The 19,557-nt window shown below is 54.2% G+C and carries 25 protein-coding genes and 2 tRNA genes; 14 read left to right on the top strand and 13 right to left on the bottom strand.

The genetic code is table 11. The features are described 5' to 3' along the window. The first annotated feature begins 109 nt into the window (after window positions 1-109). The 3 genes from HXY34_03020 to HXY34_03010 all read left to right on the top strand — a co-directional run bounded on the left by HXY34_03020 (window position 110) and on the right by HXY34_03010 (window position 1,551). Complete coding sequence (locus tag HXY34_03020) at window positions 110-472, top strand: thioredoxin family protein (protein ID NWF95090.1); 363 nt, start codon at window positions 110-112, stop codon at window positions 470-472. A gap of 69 nt (window positions 473-541) precedes the next feature. Further along, entirely contained in the window at window positions 542-964 is a 423-nt protein-coding gene (locus tag HXY34_03015; GenBank protein NWF95089.1) for a thioredoxin family protein, read from the top strand. Window positions 965-1,026: 62 nt separating this feature from the next. Beyond that, window positions 1,027-1,551 (top strand): gamma carbonic anhydrase family protein, encoded by a 525-nt coding sequence (locus tag HXY34_03010; GenBank protein ID NWF95088.1) that lies wholly within the window; start codon window positions 1,027-1,029, stop codon window positions 1,549-1,551. 3 nt (window positions 1,552-1,554) lie between these two features. Here HXY34_03010 and HXY34_03005 read toward each other — a convergent pair whose 3' ends face one another. The 5 genes from HXY34_03005 to HXY34_02985 form a co-directional block, all read right to left on the bottom strand. Next, a complete protein-coding gene (locus HXY34_03005) occupies window positions 1,555-2,685 on the bottom strand; it encodes an aminopeptidase P family protein (protein NWF95087.1) in 1,131 nt (376 codons plus the stop codon). A 111-nt stretch (window positions 2,686-2,796) separates the two neighbouring features. Next, window positions 2,797-2,904, bottom strand: a tRNA-Arg gene (locus HXY34_03000). Window positions 2,905-2,988: 84 nt separating this feature from the next. Continuing rightward, window positions 2,989-3,192 (bottom strand): hypothetical protein, encoded by a 204-nt coding sequence (locus HXY34_02995; protein ID NWF95086.1) that lies wholly within the window; start codon window positions 3,190-3,192, stop codon window positions 2,989-2,991. 80 nt (window positions 3,193-3,272) lie between these two features. Next, window positions 3,273-3,383 (bottom strand) — tRNA-Arg (locus HXY34_02990). 104 nt (window positions 3,384-3,487) lie between these two features. Then, window positions 3,488-4,063 (bottom strand): hypothetical protein, encoded by a 576-nt coding sequence (locus HXY34_02985; protein NWF95085.1) that lies wholly within the window; start codon window positions 4,061-4,063, stop codon window positions 3,488-3,490. A gap of 243 nt (window positions 4,064-4,306) precedes the next feature. Here HXY34_02985 and HXY34_02980 point away from each other — a divergent pair, with 243 nt between their 5' ends. Continuing rightward, window positions 4,307-4,591, top strand: coding sequence for a hypothetical protein (locus HXY34_02980; protein ID NWF95084.1), 285 nt, complete (start codon window positions 4,307-4,309; stop codon window positions 4,589-4,591). Between the two features lie 107 nt (window positions 4,592-4,698). Further along, window positions 4,699-5,538 carry a Nif3-like dinuclear metal center hexameric protein gene (locus HXY34_02975; protein NWF95083.1) on the top strand — a complete coding sequence of 280 codons (840 nt, stop codon included), beginning with the start codon at window positions 4,699-4,701 and terminating at the stop codon, window positions 5,536-5,538. Here HXY34_02975 and HXY34_02970 read toward each other — a convergent pair. The 4 genes from HXY34_02970 to HXY34_02955 form a co-directional block, all read right to left on the bottom strand. Beyond that, a complete protein-coding gene (locus tag HXY34_02970) occupies window positions 5,525-6,406 on the bottom strand; it encodes a DUF89 family protein (GenBank protein NWF95082.1) in 882 nt (293 codons plus the stop codon). The two genes, HXY34_02975 and HXY34_02970, sit on opposite strands and share 14 nt — an antisense overlap. A 55-nt stretch (window positions 6,407-6,461) precedes the next feature. After that, window positions 6,462-7,145, bottom strand: a complete 684-nt coding sequence (gene tpiA, locus HXY34_02965; GenBank protein NWF95081.1) for a triose-phosphate isomerase — start codon at window positions 7,143-7,145, stop codon at window positions 6,462-6,464. A gap of 263 nt (window positions 7,146-7,408) precedes the next feature. Continuing rightward, window positions 7,409-8,011, bottom strand: coding sequence for a hypothetical protein (locus HXY34_02960; protein ID NWF95080.1), 603 nt, complete (start codon window positions 8,009-8,011; stop codon window positions 7,409-7,411). Between the two features lie 96 nt (window positions 8,012-8,107). Next, the gene (locus HXY34_02955) at window positions 8,108-8,353 is read right to left on the bottom strand and encodes a ribbon-helix-helix protein, CopG family (GenBank protein ID NWF95079.1); all 246 of its coding nucleotides are present in this window, start codon (window positions 8,351-8,353) and stop codon (window positions 8,108-8,110) included. A gap of 140 nt (window positions 8,354-8,493) precedes the next feature. Here HXY34_02955 and HXY34_02950 point away from each other — a divergent pair, with 140 nt between their 5' ends. Next, window positions 8,494-8,784 carry a peptidyl-prolyl cis-trans isomerase gene (locus HXY34_02950; protein ID NWF95078.1) on the top strand — a complete coding sequence of 97 codons (291 nt, stop codon included), beginning with the start codon at window positions 8,494-8,496 and terminating at the stop codon, window positions 8,782-8,784. Window positions 8,785-8,996: 212 nt separating this feature from the next. Here the strand turns inward: HXY34_02950 and HXY34_02945 are convergent, their stop codons facing one another. Further along, window positions 8,997-10,148, bottom strand: coding sequence for a fructose 1,6-bisphosphatase (locus HXY34_02945; GenBank protein ID NWF95077.1), 1,152 nt, complete (start codon window positions 10,146-10,148; stop codon window positions 8,997-8,999). Between the two features lie 184 nt (window positions 10,149-10,332). Further along, window positions 10,333-11,220: a fructose-bisphosphate aldolase gene (locus tag HXY34_02940; protein NWF95076.1), complete on the bottom strand. Its 888-nt coding sequence runs from the start codon at window positions 11,218-11,220 to the stop codon at window positions 10,333-10,335. 109 nt (window positions 11,221-11,329) lie between these two features. Here HXY34_02940 and udp point away from each other — a divergent pair, with 109 nt between their 5' ends. Next, window positions 11,330-12,160 (top strand): uridine phosphorylase, encoded by an 831-nt coding sequence (udp, locus tag HXY34_02935; protein NWF95075.1) that lies wholly within the window; start codon window positions 11,330-11,332, stop codon window positions 12,158-12,160. 3 nt (window positions 12,161-12,163) lie between these two features. On the opposite strand, the gene HXY34_02930 is transcribed toward udp, so the two are convergent. Next, entirely contained in the window at window positions 12,164-13,984 is a 1,821-nt protein-coding gene (locus HXY34_02930) for a ribosome biogenesis/translation initiation ATPase RLI (protein NWF95074.1), read from the bottom strand. Window positions 13,985-14,268: 284 nt separating this feature from the next. Here HXY34_02930 and HXY34_02925 point away from each other — a divergent pair, with 284 nt between their 5' ends. The 5 genes from HXY34_02925 to HXY34_02905 all read left to right on the top strand — a co-directional run bounded on the left by HXY34_02925 (window position 14,269) and on the right by HXY34_02905 (window position 17,281). Then, window positions 14,269-14,523, top strand: coding sequence for a hypothetical protein (locus tag HXY34_02925; protein ID NWF95073.1), 255 nt, complete (start codon window positions 14,269-14,271; stop codon window positions 14,521-14,523). Window positions 14,524-14,607: 84 nt separating this feature from the next. Beyond that, on the top strand, window positions 14,608-14,955 hold the full coding sequence (locus HXY34_02920; GenBank protein ID NWF95072.1) for a YkgJ family cysteine cluster protein: 348 nt from the start codon (window positions 14,608-14,610) through the stop codon (window positions 14,953-14,955). A gap of 34 nt (window positions 14,956-14,989) precedes the next feature. After that, on the top strand, window positions 14,990-15,802 hold the full coding sequence (locus HXY34_02915) for a PHP domain-containing protein (protein ID NWF95071.1): 813 nt from the start codon (window positions 14,990-14,992) through the stop codon (window positions 15,800-15,802). Window positions 15,803-15,876: 74 nt separating this feature from the next. Then, window positions 15,877-16,782 (top strand): amidohydrolase, encoded by a 906-nt coding sequence (locus HXY34_02910; GenBank protein NWF95070.1) that lies wholly within the window; start codon window positions 15,877-15,879, stop codon window positions 16,780-16,782. Next, window positions 16,748-17,281: a Mut7-C RNAse domain-containing protein gene (locus HXY34_02905; GenBank protein ID NWF95069.1), complete on the top strand. Its 534-nt coding sequence runs from the start codon at window positions 16,748-16,750 to the stop codon at window positions 17,279-17,281. The genes HXY34_02910 and HXY34_02905 overlap by 35 nt, the downstream gene beginning before the upstream one ends. Here the strand turns inward: HXY34_02905 and HXY34_02900 are convergent. Beyond that, window positions 17,278-17,736: an OsmC family protein gene (locus tag HXY34_02900; GenBank protein NWF95068.1), complete on the bottom strand. Its 459-nt coding sequence runs from the start codon at window positions 17,734-17,736 to the stop codon at window positions 17,278-17,280. The genes HXY34_02905 and HXY34_02900 overlap by 4 nt on opposite strands. Before the next feature lie 120 nt (window positions 17,737-17,856). Here HXY34_02900 and HXY34_02895 point away from each other — a divergent pair, with 120 nt between their 5' ends. Both HXY34_02895 and HXY34_02890 read left to right on the top strand, forming a co-directional pair. Next, a complete protein-coding gene (locus HXY34_02895) occupies window positions 17,857-18,888 on the top strand; it encodes a zinc-binding dehydrogenase (protein ID NWF95067.1) in 1,032 nt (343 codons plus the stop codon). A 206-nt stretch (window positions 18,889-19,094) separates the two neighbouring features. After that, window positions 19,095-19,547, top strand: coding sequence for a toprim domain-containing protein (locus HXY34_02890; GenBank protein NWF95066.1), 453 nt, complete (start codon window positions 19,095-19,097; stop codon window positions 19,545-19,547). The last annotated feature ends 10 nt before the right edge of the window (window positions 19,548-19,557 follow it).

Here is a 19,557-nt window from a genome sequence, read left to right as displayed (position 1 = left end):
GCAGACTGAAGCGGAGCGCATCCTGCAACGAAAGCCTTTTAGCCAGTTTCATGGACACGGGTGTGTAGTTGTCATGCACAATCGATGAAACATAGTGGAGACAGTAGCAATGGTTACCGATATCAAAGCAGAAGAATTGGACCGTGTGATAGCAGAGAACAAGGTTGTATTCGTGGACTGCTATGCAGTCTGGTGCCACCCGTGCAGAGTGCTTGGACCAATCCTAGAGGGTCTTGATGAGAAGTATGCCGGCAAGGGTTTCAAGGTCGTCAAGATAGATGTTGATCAGAACAGGCAGTTCAGTACAGAGAACAGAATCACCGGAGTCCCTAGCGTGCTGGTGTACAGTGATGGAAGACGTGTCACATTCGACGACGGCTCAGGCCGCAAGATGGACAAGCTTGTCGGAGTAATGCCTGAGGATGTCTACGTGCAGATAATCGAGGACCTACTTGCTTCTGAAGCAGCCTAGACAGGCCGCAACTATCGACGAGGGGCTCAATGAACAGAGCCTCCCGTGTGGCCCCACTGTCGTATATACATGAGATTACTTAATTGGGAGTCTCAAGGGCATATTCGCAAGAGGGTGAGAATGACGGTCAAAGATGTGACCCCTGATGAGCTGGAGAAACTCATCAAGCAGGCCAAGCTTGTCATTGTTGACTGTTGGGCTCCCTGGTGCGGCCCCTGTCACGCCCTATTGCCAGTACTTGAAGAGCTTCAGCAGAAGTACTCCAGTAATCGCAACATCGCATTTGTGAAGCTCAACACGGACACACACAAGAGCTATGCAAGCCAGATGCGTATCTACTCCATACCCTGCGTGCTCTTCTTCCACAATGGCCAACCCACTTCGTTCATCGAGCCAGTTCGGTACGGGATGAAGGAGAAGCGAACGGACAGGTTGATTGGTGTACGTCCAATCAGGGATTATGAGAATGTCATCAAGCAGATACTGGGATGAAACAGTCATGATTGCTTTATTAGATTGTATACGCGAGGTACAGGATGCGAGAGGTATCGTCCATGCCAATCATACCGTTTGGTGACAGTAAACCCAAGGTGGACCCCATGGCCTATGTGAGCCCGCAGGCAACGGTTGTCGGGGACGTGGAAATAGCCGCCAAGGTCAGCATTTGGCCGGGAGCAGTAATCCGAGGTGATCAGTCATCTGTGAAGATTGGTGAGAGGACGGCGATACAGGACAGCGTAGTCATACATGCGCACACCAAGGACAACCCGGCGATAATAGGCAGCAATGTCACCGTATGCACTGCTGCAGTACTGCACGGTGTCTACGTGGGTGATGCGGTCAACATAGGCGAAGGATGCGTGGTCTTTGATGGTGCCACACTTGGTGAGGGGGTAGTTCTTGCTCCGGGAAGCATTGTGCCACCCAACATAGTGATACCTCCAAGGAGCCTGAATGCGGGTGTGCCTGCAGTTCAGGTACGTGAGGTCACGAGGGAAGAGGTCAATCGCCAAGAGATGAAAGCCGAAACTGTGGCAATGGTCTTCCAAAAGCTACGCAGATGGCAGCAGTCAGTATGATGCCTACATCGTTTCGCGCACTAGACTTGAGAGAGTCTCACATCCAGCAGAAGTGACCAGTACCTCGTCACCCACCTTTGCTGCAATACGCTCTGAGCACATACAGAGTGGACACAGCGAAAACACCATTCCCTCTCTTGCATATTCCGTAGAACCGGAAACAAGACTCGGTGGCTCTCTCAGTTCAAGACCAATCGAGTTGCCCATGGGAAGAATCGCTCTGCATGGGGGACCTGAGCCAGCTTCTGCAGCTCTCACAGCGGCCGATACCGCCTCGCCCAACACGACACCCGACTGGAGGTGCTCTTCAAGTGTACTCTGTATCTCGAGTGCGGTCTCATAGGCTCGTCGCTCCTCGGCCGAAGGAGAACCTGTATGAAGCGTTCGGGCCACCTGAGCGAAGTAGCCTTCGTAACTGGCAGTTATGTCAACCACAACAAGACTGTCCGCACGAATGCGCTCTACACTGGGATTGACAAGTGTGTGACGCAGAGGGTGACGGGATAGGACGGCAGCTCTTATGCCCCGGAGTTCCCCGCCCGCAGCGCCCATTGCCGCCGCAATCTCGATTGATGCCTCAACCTCAGTCTTACCAGGGGTGATTATCTCAAGGGCTGTCCTGAGACCTATCTCGGCCACTCGGGTCGCCTGCCGAATCAGATCGACTTCACCCGGTTCCTTGACCTGTCTTAACCGCCACATACTGTCCGAGAAGTCTCTGAATCCGGCGTCTGGAAGTAGCGACTTGAGCACTTCAAACTCCTTTATTGTGAGCGAACTGTGCTGCAGTCCTAGCATCCCTGTCTGTACACCGGCCTCCTTCAGCGCCCTCGCAGCGGTCTGCCAGAAGACCGGCCCACGAATACCACCCCAGTCATCATCCAAGTCACTCGATACCGTAAACACTTGCGCCACGGTGTTCTCGTGTTCGATGGCCTTCGACTCCAGCTCAGATACTACGAGGACAGGCTGCTTAACACCTGCCAAGATGCAGCAGGCAGGCAGACTCTTGTTGGGATACCCATAGCCGGTCAAGTACTGAACGTCCGACCGTCTGGTGAGTATCACAGCATCCAATGAGTCTCGGTTCATGGCGCGATGGACCCTATCGAGCCGCTGAGGTATGAACTGCATGTGTCATGTCCCGGGGTCTAGATTGCAAGCCCATGCCGAGTGGGCAAGCTAGCGAACGCCGAATTATCACGGCTTTTAAGTGTCGCGCCGAAACCGTACAGGAAGAAACAGTGGCGGGACCGCCCGGATTCGAACCGGGGACAACCAACTCCGCAGGCTGGTGCCTTGTTTGCTACTCACGGGTCAAGTACCCGCAAGACCTGGCTAGACTACGGCCCCAGTAGACGGGTCGCACATTGCGTTTATAGAGTCTTCGCTGAAGGCTTCAACAAGAAAAGCCATGAGAACATGGTTGTCGGCTCACTAGTACACGGAAACGAGCTCTACTACAGCTTTGCCCCCGGACTTCGTGACTCTGAGTACATGACGAGACGTCTGCAGAATGAAACTCTCTCCTTCGTCAAGAGTATCGAGCACGCTCTTTCCTCGCGGACCATTCAGCATCCTACTCCACTCCTGCACGACAGGAACACTCTCTAGACTTGGCTGTTCTGAATGCGACCTCATTCGGGAGACCTCAGACACTATGGAGTGCAGTACAGTGCAATTTAAGGTCCAACGAGTTGGCAGCTGACGCCGAGAGATCTTGGCGGGGCCAGTGCGATTCGAACGCACGAACTCCTGCTCCGGAGGCAGGCGCCCAATATGCCACCCGTGTCACCAGTTGGCAACACGAGACCTGGCTAGACTATGGCCCCGAAATCACGGCCCATCTGAGTTCTTTAAACGTTTGGTCGGAGTGCCATGCCATGTCCCTCGCGCAACGCCAGCGAGTGCCAATGAACAGGTCTGTGGTGCCGTGTCACGAGGTGATCAGCGCTCTGTCCGTGAGCCACCATGCACCACGCTTTCCCTTGACAATGCCCTTCTCCAAGCGGGCCACGTCCACTCCAAACTTCGCGCGCGCTCGCTCGTTGATGGCATTCATCCTGTTCAGGATAGTGGTCCTCCTTGAAGCGCTACCAAGAAGCAGCTCGGCCAGTTCAGTGGTTGTGACACCTTCCCGACGAAGCAGCTCGACGAGAATCCCCTTGTCTATGTGATCTCTGCATAGATCTGCTTCCACAGACTCGCTGATAGAGCTAGAATACAGGCTTGTAGCTTGACTGGCCTCAAGGTGTTCTACCCGTGACTTCAGCTCTTGCACTTCCAGCTCCAGCTCTCTCACGATTGGGGGATAGTCTTGGTCGAGCCTCCAGAGCACAGCGTCCCGGATGAATTTTGTCCGGCCTCGTTCACCCACAAGGCGGTCAACACGATCGAGGAGGGCCTGTTCAAGACGAACGCGAATGCTTACCTCGTCACGATGGTGGGTCACATCAATCACTCCAATCGCTCTCAGATTCCTGAGATGAAAGGACAAGTCGAGGACATACAAAAACCTTCTCAGATATCCTCTGCTTGCCCACTTGTACTACTGGCGATGTGCAGACACCGCCTTCAAGGCCAGACAGTCGTTGAACACTGCCTGACCGACGTGCTACGCCAACCTGGGACCTACAACTTGAAGACGCTTCCCGAATCACCGAGCGCAGCTCGATTGTCAGTCCTGCACCAGGGCGTTACAGTTATAACAGCAACAAGTGTGTCGGCGCGGGAGAATCCACTGGAGAAGAGCCGAATGTCTGATGAAAAGGCCGTGAAGCGTGACTTGAGGCGTCTACGCAGGCCGCAGAACCCCTCTGTGGCTGACTTCAGAAGACTCAGCAGACTCCGAGATGCAAAGACTAGATTCTGGGGGCTGAGGAAGAAGAGGGGCACTGTAGAGGGAGAGGTTCGGGAGCCCTCAACACCGGACAAGAAGGTCAAGGAAGCGAAAGAGCCGGAGCCAGAGCTTGAAACCATTACCGAAGAAGAGGACCTTGGCGACGAGGAACTGTCCGACCTAGAGGATGAGCAGTCATAGGGACCTCAAGACCTTCTCAAGAGAGAGCCCAATCAATCAGCAAGACTTTAGGTGGAATGAGTCCATACACTTCACATACGACTGAGCTGGTCGTACAGGTGAAGAGAATGACCACACTACGAGACATCGTATGTCGTCTCAACGAGATTGTCCCCAGGGAGTACACAGTGAGAGGCGAGACACCACGAGTCGAGGTCGGACCACAGAATGAGACTGAACAGGCGCACACAACCGTGAGCAGGGTGCTGGTCACCACCTATCCATCGTCAAGAGCTGTCACAAAGGCATCTCAAGACAAGGCCAACCTGATCATAACTAGTCGACCGCTGTTCCACCACCCTGTAGACCGAATTGAGGGGGTCAATCTAATCAGGCTTCGTCTACTAAGCAAGAACTACATATCCTCATACTGCCTAGGAACACCATGGATATCAGCGAGGGGAGGAATGACAGACACCCTGGTCGAAGCTCTAGGAATGAAGCAGGAGAGCGTGTTTGAGATTGCAGGGGACTACTCGGACACGGTACCAGTAGGCAGAGTGTGCAGACTAGAGGGGACTCTGAATCACTCCGGATTCGCAAACCTCCTTGCGTCAAGGTTGAGACTTCAGAACATCACATTCACCGGAGACCTCGATGACGAAGTCAGAGAGGTACTGGTCATAGCGGGCATGATGCTCGACATCGACGAGGTCCTTGCAGCCAAGTCACGAGACATAGAGACCATCGTCACCGGGGAACTCAGTCCAAGTATGCGACTGCTTGCAAGTGAGGCGGGTCTCAACGTCCTTGAACTTGGTCCATTTGTCACAGAAGAACCGGGTATGCAGAAGCTCAAGTACCTGCTGAGCCTCGAGTTTCCCGAGATGACGGTGGACTTCACCGAGTCGCCAACCTCCTATGTACGGATACTGGGTCCTTACGGAGAGCACTCTAGGGCAGCCTGATGAGAACCACGTTCTTGTTGAGTGGCACGCCAACGTGACTTGCCACTGGTGGACACTTTGTTCTCATTATGTGAACGGTTGGACTTGGCGGCCTAAACTCGGTTAGGGACTCGTAGTTGCCCATTCCTTTTGCAACAATGAGTTGCGATGAGTAGAATGCCTCCCTGAACTCGTCAGAGCTACGCTCAAGATTGACACCAATCGCGGCAGCACCCGTGGAAATGACCGAGTCGGCACATGAACTCAGCTTGACGGATTCAGCATCCTCCACTGTGGCGTCGTTCAGAACAGCCCCGCCCTTCACCACAGCTGTGACCCGTGGACCGGCTCGTCGTATCTCTCGTATGAGAAACATGTCAAAGACCAGTTCTCCGGCGTTGTCGAGCAAATAGAGTACGTCCTTGACTCGAGTGCACAGGTCATAGAACTCATCGACTTGGTCGATAGCTAGGTCAGCCTCTACGCTGTCAATCAGGCACTTCAGGTCTTCAAGCGAGAAGTCACGGCCCGAAACATCGAACTCGATAGAGTTTGCAGCCGCAGCCACAAGTGTTGCAGTCCTGAACCTCTTCCTGCCCTCAACTACTGACGCGAGCATCCTCTCAAGTTCCGGGACAAGAAGCAGGGCGGCTTCGTTTGACTGCCGCTTCAGATCTCTATATGGATCCTTGCCCGTGATTCTCTGTACCAGCAGATCACGTTCAGTACCTATGTGGGAGGGCACCGAGTCCGGGGTCAGTTGGTCGCCGAGAAGGGAGGTGATTGCGGCAATGACCTGCATCTGTTTCTCAGGGTCGTCAGTGGCAAGAGACGCTTGGTTCAGAGCACGCTTCAACAGGCAGTGTGCACAGTGTATCGTGACTTTCAACGGTCATCAGCTGACATCGAACCAATGCCAAGTGGTGAAAAACTATCCGGATTGTTCACTTTACCAGAGGCTCAATCAGCGATCTCAATGCCTCTCCAGGCTTAGTGGACTTTGCAACAGCCGAGGCAAGCAGAACACCCTGTGCTCCTAGTTTGAGGGCGGACTTGATGTCAGCACCGGTCGAGATTCCCGCACCACAGAGTATGACTACGTCCTTGTTTATCTTGCGTATCATGTCCACTGTGTCGGAGACCACCTCCGGCTTCGCTTGGGACACAGAGATGCCTGAACCGATGAGTTCGGGAGGCTCAACTGCAATGGCAGACGGTCTGATTGCCGCAGCCGCAGCACTTGTAATTGGGTTGTTAGTGCATACAATCGTGTAGAGGTTGAGCTTCTCTGCCCTCCGCACAGCAGCCTCTATGTCAGCAAGTAGCAGTCGTCTCTCGGAATGGTTGAGGAGGGTGCCCGAACATCCAGCCTCAATAAGAGCATCGCCCAACAGATGACCAGTGTACTGCCCCGGCTCGCCAGAATCCATGTGTTGAGCGAACACGGGCACGCTCACAGAACGGCTTACTTGGTAAAGGTCTGTAGCCTGTGGGGCCACGATGAGTGACACGCCATACTCTTTGGCCACGGTTGCACACTGCTGAGCTAGCAGGACCGCCCTCTCGCCTGTTGCCTGGGGGTAGGTCTTGAAGTTGATCACAACGACTGGCAAATCTATCTTCATCACGCACTTCTCCGGGACATCTTCTTACTGGAATGGTTGGACAGAGGGGTTCACAACAGCTGCCCAGACGTGTGCACACGGAAATTGGCGCATTAGACACTCGGTCAACCTCAGGAGGTGAGATCAGCGCCAGTCCCTGGGAGTGAGAGGACTCCTGTGTCCAACTCTTTCTGACTGACGGTGACGGCCCAGTCTGGGCACACCTATTAACGTTGTGTCACAAAGTCATAGAGATAGAGAAAGAGGATGTGTCAGGAGAGGTGGTTTCACCTGACAGAGCCAATTATGAGCTTCAGAAGCTGAACACGGGCATAGCCCATGCGGTTCAGACTACTGACATCCTTTCTGAGTTCGACCTTGACAAACTTGCCTGGACCGGGGTTCTTGTAGTGCTCCATGTACACCTTGATGAACTCGTCAAAGGTCGCTGCGGATAGCAGTTCTTGCGTGACAGTGTCTGACACCCTGACAAAGACATCCTCGTCAGGGATGGCACCCACACCGTGCTCAATCGGACCGTTGGCACTCTTTCTAATCCAGAAGCGCTCGCCCATAGCCATGAACTCGATTGTGAACTCGTCAGGGCCCGCCATCTGACTCTGAGTCATTGAGTCATTGAAGAGATACAGAAGCCTGTCAGTGAGGTTAGAGTGATATGGGATTGTGCCAGAAGCCGGTTTCAATACTACCTCCTGTTCCGGTGGGGACTCCTCAACGGGAGTAGGCACAGCTGTTGCTGGAGGACCAGCGGCTTCAGGGGTTGGCTCCGCCTCTGCTCCGGGCGTTGGCTCCGCCTCTGCTTCTGTTGGTACCTCCACTTCTTCTTCAGTCCCATCGTCTTTCTTCAATCGTCGGAAGAGTCTGCGCATTCGAATTTCTCCTTGCTGGGCAACGAAATCTGTGTTTGGGGCGTAGTCCCAAGTCGCCCACTTCGTAACGAACAAAGACGTAACGTGCAGAAAAAGTTAGCTGGGCCGTAGCTCCTGCTTCTGATAAGCCCTCATTGCCTGTAGCTGCTCCATAGGTCTTTCAAGCTGCGCAACCAGAGAGGCGGACTTTGACTGCTTTCGCTCCCCCCATAGCTCGGAGACCAGTAGGTCACGGATTGCTATCCTGATTACCTCGGACCTATTCGGGTACATTTCCCGCTCTATGAGCTTGTCCATGCCATCTACATAGGACTCTGGAAGGCAAATCGTCACGACTCTCATTGTCATCGAGAGGTTTGACTCGCTCACACTAAAGAAATGGTGTCATGCCCGGATGAGCTTCAGTGTAATACTCACTGGGGGAGATACTACAGAAGCATTTAACACACAGCACGACTCGAATCCAAGTCGGTGAATACACCATGTCAAAGGGAAAGCCCGGCGAAGCTCGAGCGAGTCACATACTTGTCGAAAAACACAGCCAAGCCCTAGACATCATCCGCAAGCTGCAGGCGGGCGATGACTTTGCAGAATTGGCAAGGCAATTCAGTTCCTGTCCCTCCAAGAAGAAAGGTGGAGACCTCGGCTGGTTTGGAAAGGGTAGGATGGTCCCTGAGTTCGAGAAAGCCACATTCGCGCTCAGTGTTGGCCAGATAACCACGGAGCCAGTCAAGACCAAGTTCGGATATCATGTGATAAAGAGGACCGGATAGCACAGCAGCAGAGCGAAACAGCACCATGTTTCAATCTCTCTCGGTAAGCCGTCCAATCGTAACCGGACACACTCATGCGAAGGTCCCGGTCCTCTCAGAAACTCTACTGTTTTCAATGACTGAGGTCAGTTGAGGAGCGCAGCTGTCCGCGGGATGCATCTTGAGGTGTCAGGCCGGAATCAGCTGAGCTCCGAAGCTTGTTGTTTCGTGCCTTACTCAACTGACTTGGAGTCAGACTTGGCCTTGGTCTTCGTCCCCGGAGAGATCTCTTCCTCAGTGAAGCGGTTCTCACACTTGGTAAGCACACTCGGGAGCGTCGTGTACTCCATGTCCGTCTCGTGAAGCCGGTGAGGCATGAAGGGACCGTGTCTGCGCAGAAAGTCGCAAATCTCCATGCCACGCTGGCGGGATATGTCAAACGCGACATCATCGAACAAATCGACCGGACCTACGAGCATCCCGTTGGCAATCTGGAAACCAAGAGCGACGACTCGTGGGGGGCCGTCAAATCTGGTGCAACGGGAGTCCTTCAGCCCAACTGGAAGAAGTGGACCAATGTGAGAGCCCCTCATCCAGCCTGCAACAAGGTGAGGGAGTGTAAAGGCCTCGAGGACCTCACCCATCGCAGGAAGGCCCGAGTGTGCACGGACTATCGCCACGGGGTCGTCCTTGCCGACGTACTTGCCGGCTATGTTGTGCAGCTTGTCAGTGCTCACAGATGCTGCAACCATTCCATCGGCTCGGTACACTCTCTTGATGACATACTTGCCTGTGCTACCAATGAGTGCCAAGAGGTCATATGTCTCCTCGGGGCACTTCATTTCAACATAACACGGGACTTCTTTCTGGACATCTTGAACAATGAACCTGAAACCATCATGTAGATTGGGATCAATGACCAAGCCAGCAGTGTTGAATGGGTCAGCAAACATGCGGAATATCGGCAGGTTGTATGCGCCGGGCTCCGTCTTGTCTGCCATGAACACTGCCATTGGTTCTGACTTCCGCTCTTCAAGTGTCATCTCAGCTGAGCCGGGACCCATGCCACGCACGTTGCCACTGAAAGTGTCCGCGAGGATGTCTTGACCAGCAGCGTATATCTTCTTCTCGCGGCCAACCTTCGCGCAGTCGACAAATGTGTCCCATGCCAACTGATGAACATCCGCATTACCATCGCCCTTGTGATGGGTCATTATGAGCTCCAAGTCATCACCGGCATTGGCAACATAGAAGTCGTTTATGATCTTCTTCTCGACCCCTTCCTTGAGCCTCTTCCTTGCGAGCTCCGTGATGAAGGGTGGCACTATCACATGGCCCGCAAGCGAGCCGATGTCGGCTTTGATAACTGAAAGTGTGGTTTCCACCATTGCTACTGTGCTCCTCATCCAGATGAGTCTTGAGACCGTGATAGGACGCTGAACAGGGCGTCCCAGAGGACCCGATGGGTAATGATTGGCCCGTAGGTGTACCCGAGTGTCTTCGCGCCCGTATCGTGGAATCTCGATTCATTCTACGCCCATATAATAGTTTGCTTTTGGTATGAGTAACTCACGTAGACTGAACAATCCGCTTGAGCTCTGCCGCCACTCTCAAGGCCTCGGTCCATGGTCTCTGCCATACATTTCTTCCGAAGATGAGTCCAGCGGCCCCTTGTTCCATGCATATCCTTGCACGGTCAAAGAGCACATCGTCATCGGTCCTGCTTCCACCGGAGAAGAGGACCTTCGTCCTGCCAGCAGAACGCACCACTTTCTTAACCATTCTGTCTAGGCTCAACTCCATGGTGTCATAGGGGGTTGGCTGTGAGGATCTTGTCTTGGGGTCATCGACGGGAATGTTCAGCTTCACAACATCAGCGCCCAGCTCACACGCGACTCTTGCCGCATAGTCTATTGCGAATAGGGAATCACGCCCGCCCTTCTTGTTGATGGCCTCTCCGCGAGGGTAGGCCCACATGAAGACCGGGATGCCGAACCTGTCGGCCTCGCTCTTCATGACGCGGAATTGGTTGATGTCTAGATGCTGATTGGGGCTACCCACATACAGAGTGTAACCTACAGCATCTGCTCCGAGTCTGACGGCGTCCTCTACGGAACCAGTCATAGGAGAGAACGCATGGTCTTCAGGTGGAATCCGAGTCTTACCATTCACCTTCAGCACAATCGGGACCTGACCTGCGTAAGCTGGACCATACTTCTCAGCCAGACCCAGATGAAGAGCTATCCCAGAGAATCCAACCTCTCGTGCCAGACGGAACTGGAAGTCGGGGTTTTCGGACTCGGGATTCGGAACGAAGTCGCCGGGACCATGTTCCAACCCCTGGTCAATCGGCAGTACAATCATGCGTCCATTACCGGGACCATGCTCATACATCAGTCGATGAAGACGCACGCGCTTGCCCATGCTCAGATACTCCATGTCTTCGAACTCTCTCATGATGGGACCACCAGGCCCACAAGCTGTGCAGTAGGTACCTAATCATACTTTTCCCCTGTACGTGCGAAATCGACAAATCCAAGGAGGACCAGAGTAATGAAGAACACATATGCCAGATGATACGGTCTCGGCGACCAAGCCCACTTCAGGTGACAGGAAGCAGTACCACCTCGAACTGAGAGAAGGAGATGTGGCCTCAGTAGTACTACTCCCGGGGGATCCACAGCGCGTGGAGCGCATAAGCAGCATGTGGGACTCACGCAGAGAACTCGCAGTGCACAGACAGTTCGTGACTCACACAGGCACCTACCGAGGAGCAGCAGTATCGGCGTGCTCTACGGGCATAGGCGGACCGGGCACTGCAATAGCAGTGGAGGAGCTTGCAAATGTGGGGGCGCGGGACTTCATACGAGTGGGGTCATGTGCGACCCTGAAAGAGCAAATAGAGCTTGGAGACCTGATAATCACTACCGGAGCAGTCAGACTGGAGGGTACAAGCAAGCAGTACGTCAGGTCCGAGTATCCTGCCTCAGCGTCGTATGAGATCGTACTTGCGTTGGTAGAGGCCGCAGACTCCCTTGGCCTCAACTACCACTTGGGCATCTCAGCGTCTACTGACTCGTTCTACCTTGGACAGTCGCGACCCGGCTTTGGCGACTACTTTCCCAACACGAGCAGAGGTCTCATTGAGGAGCTAAGAGCAGCAAATGTCGCCAATTTTGAAATGGAGGCGGCAACACTCCTGACGCTTGCTAACATCTACGGTTTCAGGGCAGGCGCGGTCTGTGCTGTATATGCGAACCGTGTGAGGGATGTCTTCGCTGTGAGAGGGGAACAGGATGTCATCAGGTGCGCCAACGAGGCCGTCAGGGTACTTGCTGAGATGGACTCCGAACGCACGAGAACAGGAAAGAGACACTGGTTTCGAGGCATGACGTGATAGTCACTTTCCCCTTTCAACATAGTAGTAGTCGCCGGAGGCCTTCTGCTGGACATCAAGCTGTGAGCCCTCCTTGTTGACGCGAGGTCGTCCTGTCTGCGGGTCTCGACGGAATGTGACACCCATCTGCATCAGGAAGTTGTTCATGCCCGCCTTCAGGGGCATAACGGGGGAGGCATGACCAGACTTGCCAGGCTGCCCGTCGAACACAACCAGTGCATCGCTCAGGTAGTCGGCCATGAGTAGCGAGTGCTCCACTATGAAGGCGGTCCTGAGCTGCGTCTGAATCAACCTCCGGATCGCCCGCGAGGCAGCAAGACGCTGTTCCACGTCTAGGAATGCAGACGGCTCATCGAGCAGGTAGATGTCTGCATCCCGAGCCAGACATGCAGCAATGGCGGTCCGCTGCATCTCTCCACCACTGAGGTCGCGAATCTCGTGGTCCATCAGTCCTTCGAGCTCGAGCTTCCGTAGCACGCCGGTCTGGAAGTCTGCCGTGTCAATGACAGCGCTGCCCTCCTTGCGCAGATACATCCGGACCGTGCCGGGCACGTCTTGGTCGATGTACTGCGGCTTATAGCTCACCCTCAGCTCGAAACCGGAGACAGTCCTCTTTGGTGGTGTGCCTGAGTCGGGCTCGAGCAGTCCAGCAAGCATCTTGACAAACGTCGTCTTTCCGATGCCATTGGCTCCAAGTATGCCCACAATCTGACCTCGAGCCACTCGACCACCCTTGACCTCGAGCCGGAAGCCTTCGAACTTCTTTGTCATGTCCCCATATTCCAGAAGTGTCTCCGCCCCGGCCCACTCTTGCTCCTCACCCTTCATGCCCTTGAATGATATCTCCGTGTCACGAAAGCGCATATTCTCATCGGGAATGAAACCATCCAGGAATATGTTCACACCGACACGTGTGCCATGAGGGTTCGACACCACACCGTATGCGCCGGGCTCGCCATAGAACATACAGACGAGGTCAGAGACGTAGTCGAGGATTGAGAGGTCATGCTCGACAACAACCACAGTCTTACCTATCTCCGCGAGCTTCCGAATGGCTTTGGCCGTGCGCAGACGCTCACGGACATCAAGATATGCTGTGGGTTCATCAAAGAAGTAGATGTCGCCATCTCGCACGATGGCGGCTGTGACTGCAACACGTTGGAGTTCGCCGCCGCTCAGATACTTGATGGGGCGGTCCCATATCTCGCCAAGGTTCATGTCATCCTTGAGTTCTCTCAGTCGGCCGGATGTGTCGGCGGACTCCAAGAGGTCTTGTATTGGACGCTCTGCAATGGACGCGACTTTGGGCAGGTCCGTTATTGACTGCGGTTTGTGAATGGCGGTGATTTGACCCGACTGCATCTTTTGAAAGAATGGCTGTAGCTCCGATCCACGATAGTGGAGTATGATCTCCTCCCATGATGGGGGGTTCTCGACATTCCCAAGGTTGGGTCTAATCTCCCCGGCCAAGATTCGGACAACGGTGGTCTTTCCCACACCGTTGGGACCGATAAGGCCAAGCACACGTCCTTCCTTGGGTATGGCCATCCTGAAAAGCTGGAATCCATTGACACCATACCTGTGGCTTGCATCCGTTGTAAGTCGTTCAGGAAGGTTGACTATCCGAATGACGTGATAGGGACACTTCTTGACACAGATGCCCTCGCCCGAGCAGAGCGACTCGGCAATCACTGGTGGCTTCTGTTCACCATCTGGAAAGACAACGGTCTCGTCACCTGTCCTGACGCGTGGACAGAATCGCCTGCACTCGTGGGTACAGTCCTTGGGTCTACAGCGCGCCCGGTCAATCACAGCAATGCGCATTGAGTATACACTCTCCGATGGGAGTCAAGAGGACCGTTCGTGGTCGGTATTTAGCACTTTGGCTATTTCCTTGTGTACCGCCTGACATTAGGAGCTGCTCGATGTGATGCCTTCCGACAGGCACCGGAGCGACAGCTCAACCGACCGATGAGAGGACCGTTCATAGTCGATAGAGCGACTCATTGACCATTGCATCGGACACAATGACACAGAGGACCAGTGGACACGCACGAGGTGCTATGACGTGTTGGAAAGCCTTTTGTGCATTCCATGAGTCACAGTCCTTGAGAGCAATGACATCGCTGATTGACCGTCTGATGGCAGTACTCGGCAGAAGGCATCAGACGCTCCTCGGGGCAGTTGGACAGCCAAACGACCTGTTCCAGTTGATATACGCCATCCGAGCAAGGACCTATCTCAGAATCACAGGTAAGACTCTCGGACTTCCACAGATACAAGACAGGCAGATGGAGTCCGACCCCGAAGGACTCAGGAGAAGACTGTCGCCCGCACGTCGTCTTGCTCGAAGGGAAATGTGAGGGCGACATCATTGCATGACACCGTTCGTATGCAATCACGACGGCAGCTGTGAAGCCACCAGAGTATGCTGCGAAGAAACAGAGATGACCCTCACGCGCACAGATGCCAGGCGGATTGATGCACTAGGATATCGGTGTGAAGACTACATGTCAAGGACGGAGGATGGCTTCTGTCAGCTTCGTAACGTGGATGGTCACTGCTACTTCTATGACCCACAGACCAAGACCTGCAAGATCTATGACTCAAGACCCGACGGCTGCAGGTTCTATCCCGTGGTCTACGACGTCAGAAAGAGAAGATGTGTTGTGGATCGGGACTGCCCATCAAGAACTACCATGACACGTGACGAGGTCAGGAGAGTGTGCCACAAGGTGAAGGCACTTGTAGAGCAGCTCATGAAGGAGGCATCGCAAAACGAGGGACCGTGCTGACCTTCACACTCACTCGAACTGTTCAGACGGCCTTCTGTCGCCTGCTGGACTTGTCATCCGAGCGTCCGAGATGGAACTGGGCGCTCTCGCACTTACAGACCACGACACCATGGACGGTCTTCCCAGCTTCATCGCAGCACCGGCACCTGAGTGGCTCACGAGGGTCCCCGGGGTTGAGATGAGCACCGACCATGGGAATCAAGAGGTACACATACTTGGCTACTACGTGCCCGTCTTCTCACCTACGCTCAAGAAATGGCTCGGAGAACAACAGCGCTCACGCGCGGAGAGGTTCCCCAAGATGGTGGCAAGACTAAGAGACCTCGGCATCAATATTGACGCCTCAGTGCTGAATAGAGTCCTGACTGGCGTAAAGTCGCCAGGCCGAACACATCTTGCCCGAGCTGTTGTTGAAGCAGGACATGCTGGGAGCATTGATGAGGTGTTCGACATCTACCTTGAGAAGGGAAGACCTGCATATGTGGACAGAGAGAAGGTGACGACCGAAGAGGCAATCTCGATACTGAGGAGGGTCGGGTCAGTGCCAGTCCTTGCGCACCCACTCCAGTTGGACATGGAAGACCTATACGCATTCATGAAGGAGATGAAGAGACATGGGCTCATGGGTGTCGAGACACACTACATGTACGCGCCCGGCGAAGCGAAGAGCCAAACCAATGTTGAGTCTCTGGCGGAGGAACTCGGGCTCATCCAGACTGGGGGCTCTGACTTTCACGAAGACAACGGGCATTGTGGGATTGGTGGGATGACCGTGGACGCTGAAACAGTTGCACGACTTCAGAACACGGCCCGGGGACTCACAAGACAGCTATCAAATGAGGGCTAGGCAGTGCAGCGGGACCACAGTCTTGGTTAGGAAAACTAATCAAGACGGAACCGCACCACCATCAACGAGTGCAATTGCAGATAGTAGATGCCCACGTTCATACATGGACCAGTGAGATAATCAGCGAGAGAGACAAGGAAGCACGTAGAATCGCAGCACAGAGAACTGGGGCTGCCCCAGTCCTTGACTCTCCGGCATCATCGCTTCTTGCAGCGATGCAGGAGGCCGGTGTCAAGAGAGCGGTGATACTGCCCATAGACAGTGGCATTCATCAAGAGATGCCTCTGTCATTGTCGGAGAAGACTGACTGGCATGTGAATGAGATAGCGGGACATGACGCCCTTCGCACCTTCGTCGGCATCGATCCGAGAAGAGGCGAGGCAGGCCTCAGGGAACTCAGACGCGCGGTGACCGAGAGAGGTTGCATAGGATGGAAGATGTATCCGCCAAATGGGTTCTACCCCGACAACAGAGAGTTCTATCCGTTCTACGAACTTGCAAGAGACCTCAGAGTACCCATTGTCATCCACCAGGGGTTCACGCCCAGGTTCAAACATGTGAAGTACGCGAGACCTGTCTTCGTAGACGCTGTCGCTGCGGACTTCCCCGAACTGAACATTGTCCTGGCTCATGTGGGAACACCCTGGTCCGAAGAAGCACTGATGGTCGCTATGAAGAATCCCAATGTCTGGGTAGATGTCAGTGGCTGGCAGTTCCACGCCGCGACCATCCCTCTGAAGCTGTATCAGATGATAGCAGAGGCGAAGACAGCACGGGTGTTTCCAAACAGGGTGTTATGGGGGAGCGACTTTCCCCTGTTTGAGCACATTATGCCGCTGAGTCAGTGGACCAAGTTGTTTTCATCCCTGCGGCTTCCTGAGTCCCTCTTGGACGTTGGTTATCAGCAGGTCACCAGCGGGGAGATTGAGAAGGTGATGGGAGAGAATGCGGCAAGGCTCTTCTTCGGAGAGCGCAACTGAGAGATTCGTCGCGGATGGCATGCTGGGGAAGATTGCCCTCTGGCTTCGGTTGACTGGGCATGACTGTTACTACGCTCCGGACATGAGTGACGATGACCTCCTCACCCTTGCTGCTGAAGAGAATCGGGTACTACTGACATCGGACGAGGAACTAGACACAAGAGCGATATCACAGGGGCTGAAGTCGATGCTGGTAAGGGGAGATGTCGATGCGGAAGTCGCTAGTGTGTTCCGTGAGTTTCACATCAGGCCCGAGGTGAATCCCTCAGTTGCCCGTTGCTCCAAGTGCAATGGCAGACTCACAGAGGTCCAGAGGGATGAGAAGAGCCGACTCAAAGGACTTGTATACGAGAGTACTCTTGAGCACTACGACAAGTTCTGGCTGTGCGAGAGCTGCAACAGTGTGTACTTTCAGGGCGGGCACTGGAAGAACATTACTGCCTACATGGAGCGGATTCAAGAAATGATGGGCGACACGAGGAGTTCCCCTGACGCCTAGACGGGTCTCTCAGTGACTGTGATATCGAAGTGAATGGGTATACAACCACTGATGGAACGTGTCAGATGGCAGTACTCCTTCATGAGCTCGACGCACCTCTGGCCGGTCTCGAGTTCACCCTCGCCCACCACGACATGACCAGTGACTGTCAGTTCCGCGATGCGATAACCTCCATCCTTGAACAGCGCGACTGCTTTGCCCGCGAGATCGAGCGAGACCAGCTCCATCTCGAACCGTCGCTGAAAGTCTAGAAAGGTGTTGTTAAGACAGCCAAGAACCGCAGCGACAAACAGTTCGTCAGGACATATGCCCTTCCCACGACCCCCATAGGTCTCTGGAGTGTCGTAGATGACGCTTCCACCACCGCTTGTCTGTGCGGTGCCGCCCGTAAGTCCATCCCAATTGGAGGACACTACGTACTCGATACGTCCTGGATACCTAGACCTCATCTTCAACGAACTACACCGACTGGACAGGAGGGAGTTGCAGTTGGTTAAGCGTTATGGTACATGCTCAGTAAGTGATTTAAGCTGAAAGAGGGGGGTTCCACCAGGTCAAGCTCGATGTCCCGCAAGATGATGGCCGCAATGTACTATGGCATCGGAGATGTCAGATACGAGGAGACAGACGTCCCCACAATCGGTGACGGGGAAATCCTCGTGAGAGTCGGGACTGCACTCACATGCGGGACCGACGTCAAGACCTACAAGCGGGGGCATCCACTTCTAATCAGACAGACGCCAGCACTATTCGGACACGAGTATGCCGGTACGGTTGAAGAGACGCGCGGAGACACCAAGGGACTTGAGCCCGGGATGCGGGTGGTGGCAACAAACTCGGCACCGTGCGGGACCTGTTTCTTCTGCAAGCGCAACCGTCCAAACTTGTGTCAGCAGCTAAAAGAGACTCTCGTCAACGGTGCCTTTGCTGAGTTCATTAGAGTACCTGCACCGGTCGTGAAGTGGAATACACACAGGATTCCGGACTCCCTCTCCTTCAGGGATGCGGCCCTCACCGAGCCTCTTGCATGCGTGGTCCACGGAGTCGAAGAAGCAGGCATTCAACTGGGCGACACTGTGGTGGTCATTGGAGCCGGGCCCATAGGCCAGATGCTCATAATGCTGGCCAAGAAGAGTGGAGCGTCCACGGTGATTGCTGCAGACCTCTCCAGACTTAGAAGAGAAACCGCTCGAAAGGCAGGGGCAGACACTGTCATTGACCCAGCAGCGGAGGATGTCGTCCAGCGAGTGAAGGATGAGACCTCAGGCTATGGAGCCGATGTGGTCATAGAGGCAGTAGGACTGCCGACAACGTGGGAACAGGCCATACACATGACACGGGATGCAGGTACCACAGTCCTGTTTGGTGGTGCAGCGTCAGGCACAAAGTTCCAAGTTGACACAGAGCGATTTCACTATGGAGAGTTGACAATCAAGGGCGTGTTCCATCTCACCCCTCGCCATGTGGAACAGGCGCTCAGACTAATCATATCCAGAGAAGTCAACCCAGACATACTGATATCGCACGAGATGCCTCTTGAGAGCGTGAACAAGGCGCTCGAGATAATGGCATCTGGTGAGTCGATGAAAGTTGCAGTCATTCCTTGAGTATGGGTTTGCTGCAGCTGTTGAGTCACACAGTCTTGGACACGACTGCATGGCGCTTATATACATCGTATGGAATCACAGAGATAGAGGTCGACTTGACACTTCATGAGACCCCAAGGAGTGACCCCAGTGCCGTATCCTGGTAGTGACAAGACTCCTGCGTCCAACCTCGTCCAACTAACAAAGAACGGTACTGGTGGACGGACTTGACTGAGAGAGAAGACCAGAGTCCTGAAACGAGACCCGGTGACAAGTGGTTAGAGAAGAATGAAAGAGAACTCCTAGAACTCATTTGGAGAGTCGGAAGGCACCAGTCAGATCTGGTTGTCATCGTCGAGGGAAGGAGAGACGAGAGTGCGCTGCGAGAACTTGGAATAAGCGGGAAGATGATACGGGTCCACCGGGGACTGTCAAGACTCGCTCTGATAGATGAAGTCGTAGAGAGCGTCGGTCCGCAAGGCGAGGTGCTAATCCTCACGGACTTTGATGACGAAGGTCAAGAACTCTGTGCGTTTCTCGAAGACGAGCTGGAACACCGCAGGGTGCATGTGAACAGAGCTCTGAGGAGGGACTTTCGAAGACTGATGGCGCACTTGTGCTGCATCGAACAGCTCGTCAGCATTGCCAAGAAACGGGACTCTCATGTTCCCGTCAGGTAGGTTCTGATGG

This window comes from Candidatus Thorarchaeota archaeon, assembly GCA_013388835.1.
Lineage (GTDB): Archaea > Asgardarchaeota > Thorarchaeia > Thorarchaeales > Thorarchaeaceae > JACAEL01.
This window is presented reverse-complemented; position numbering and strand designations above follow the sequence as displayed.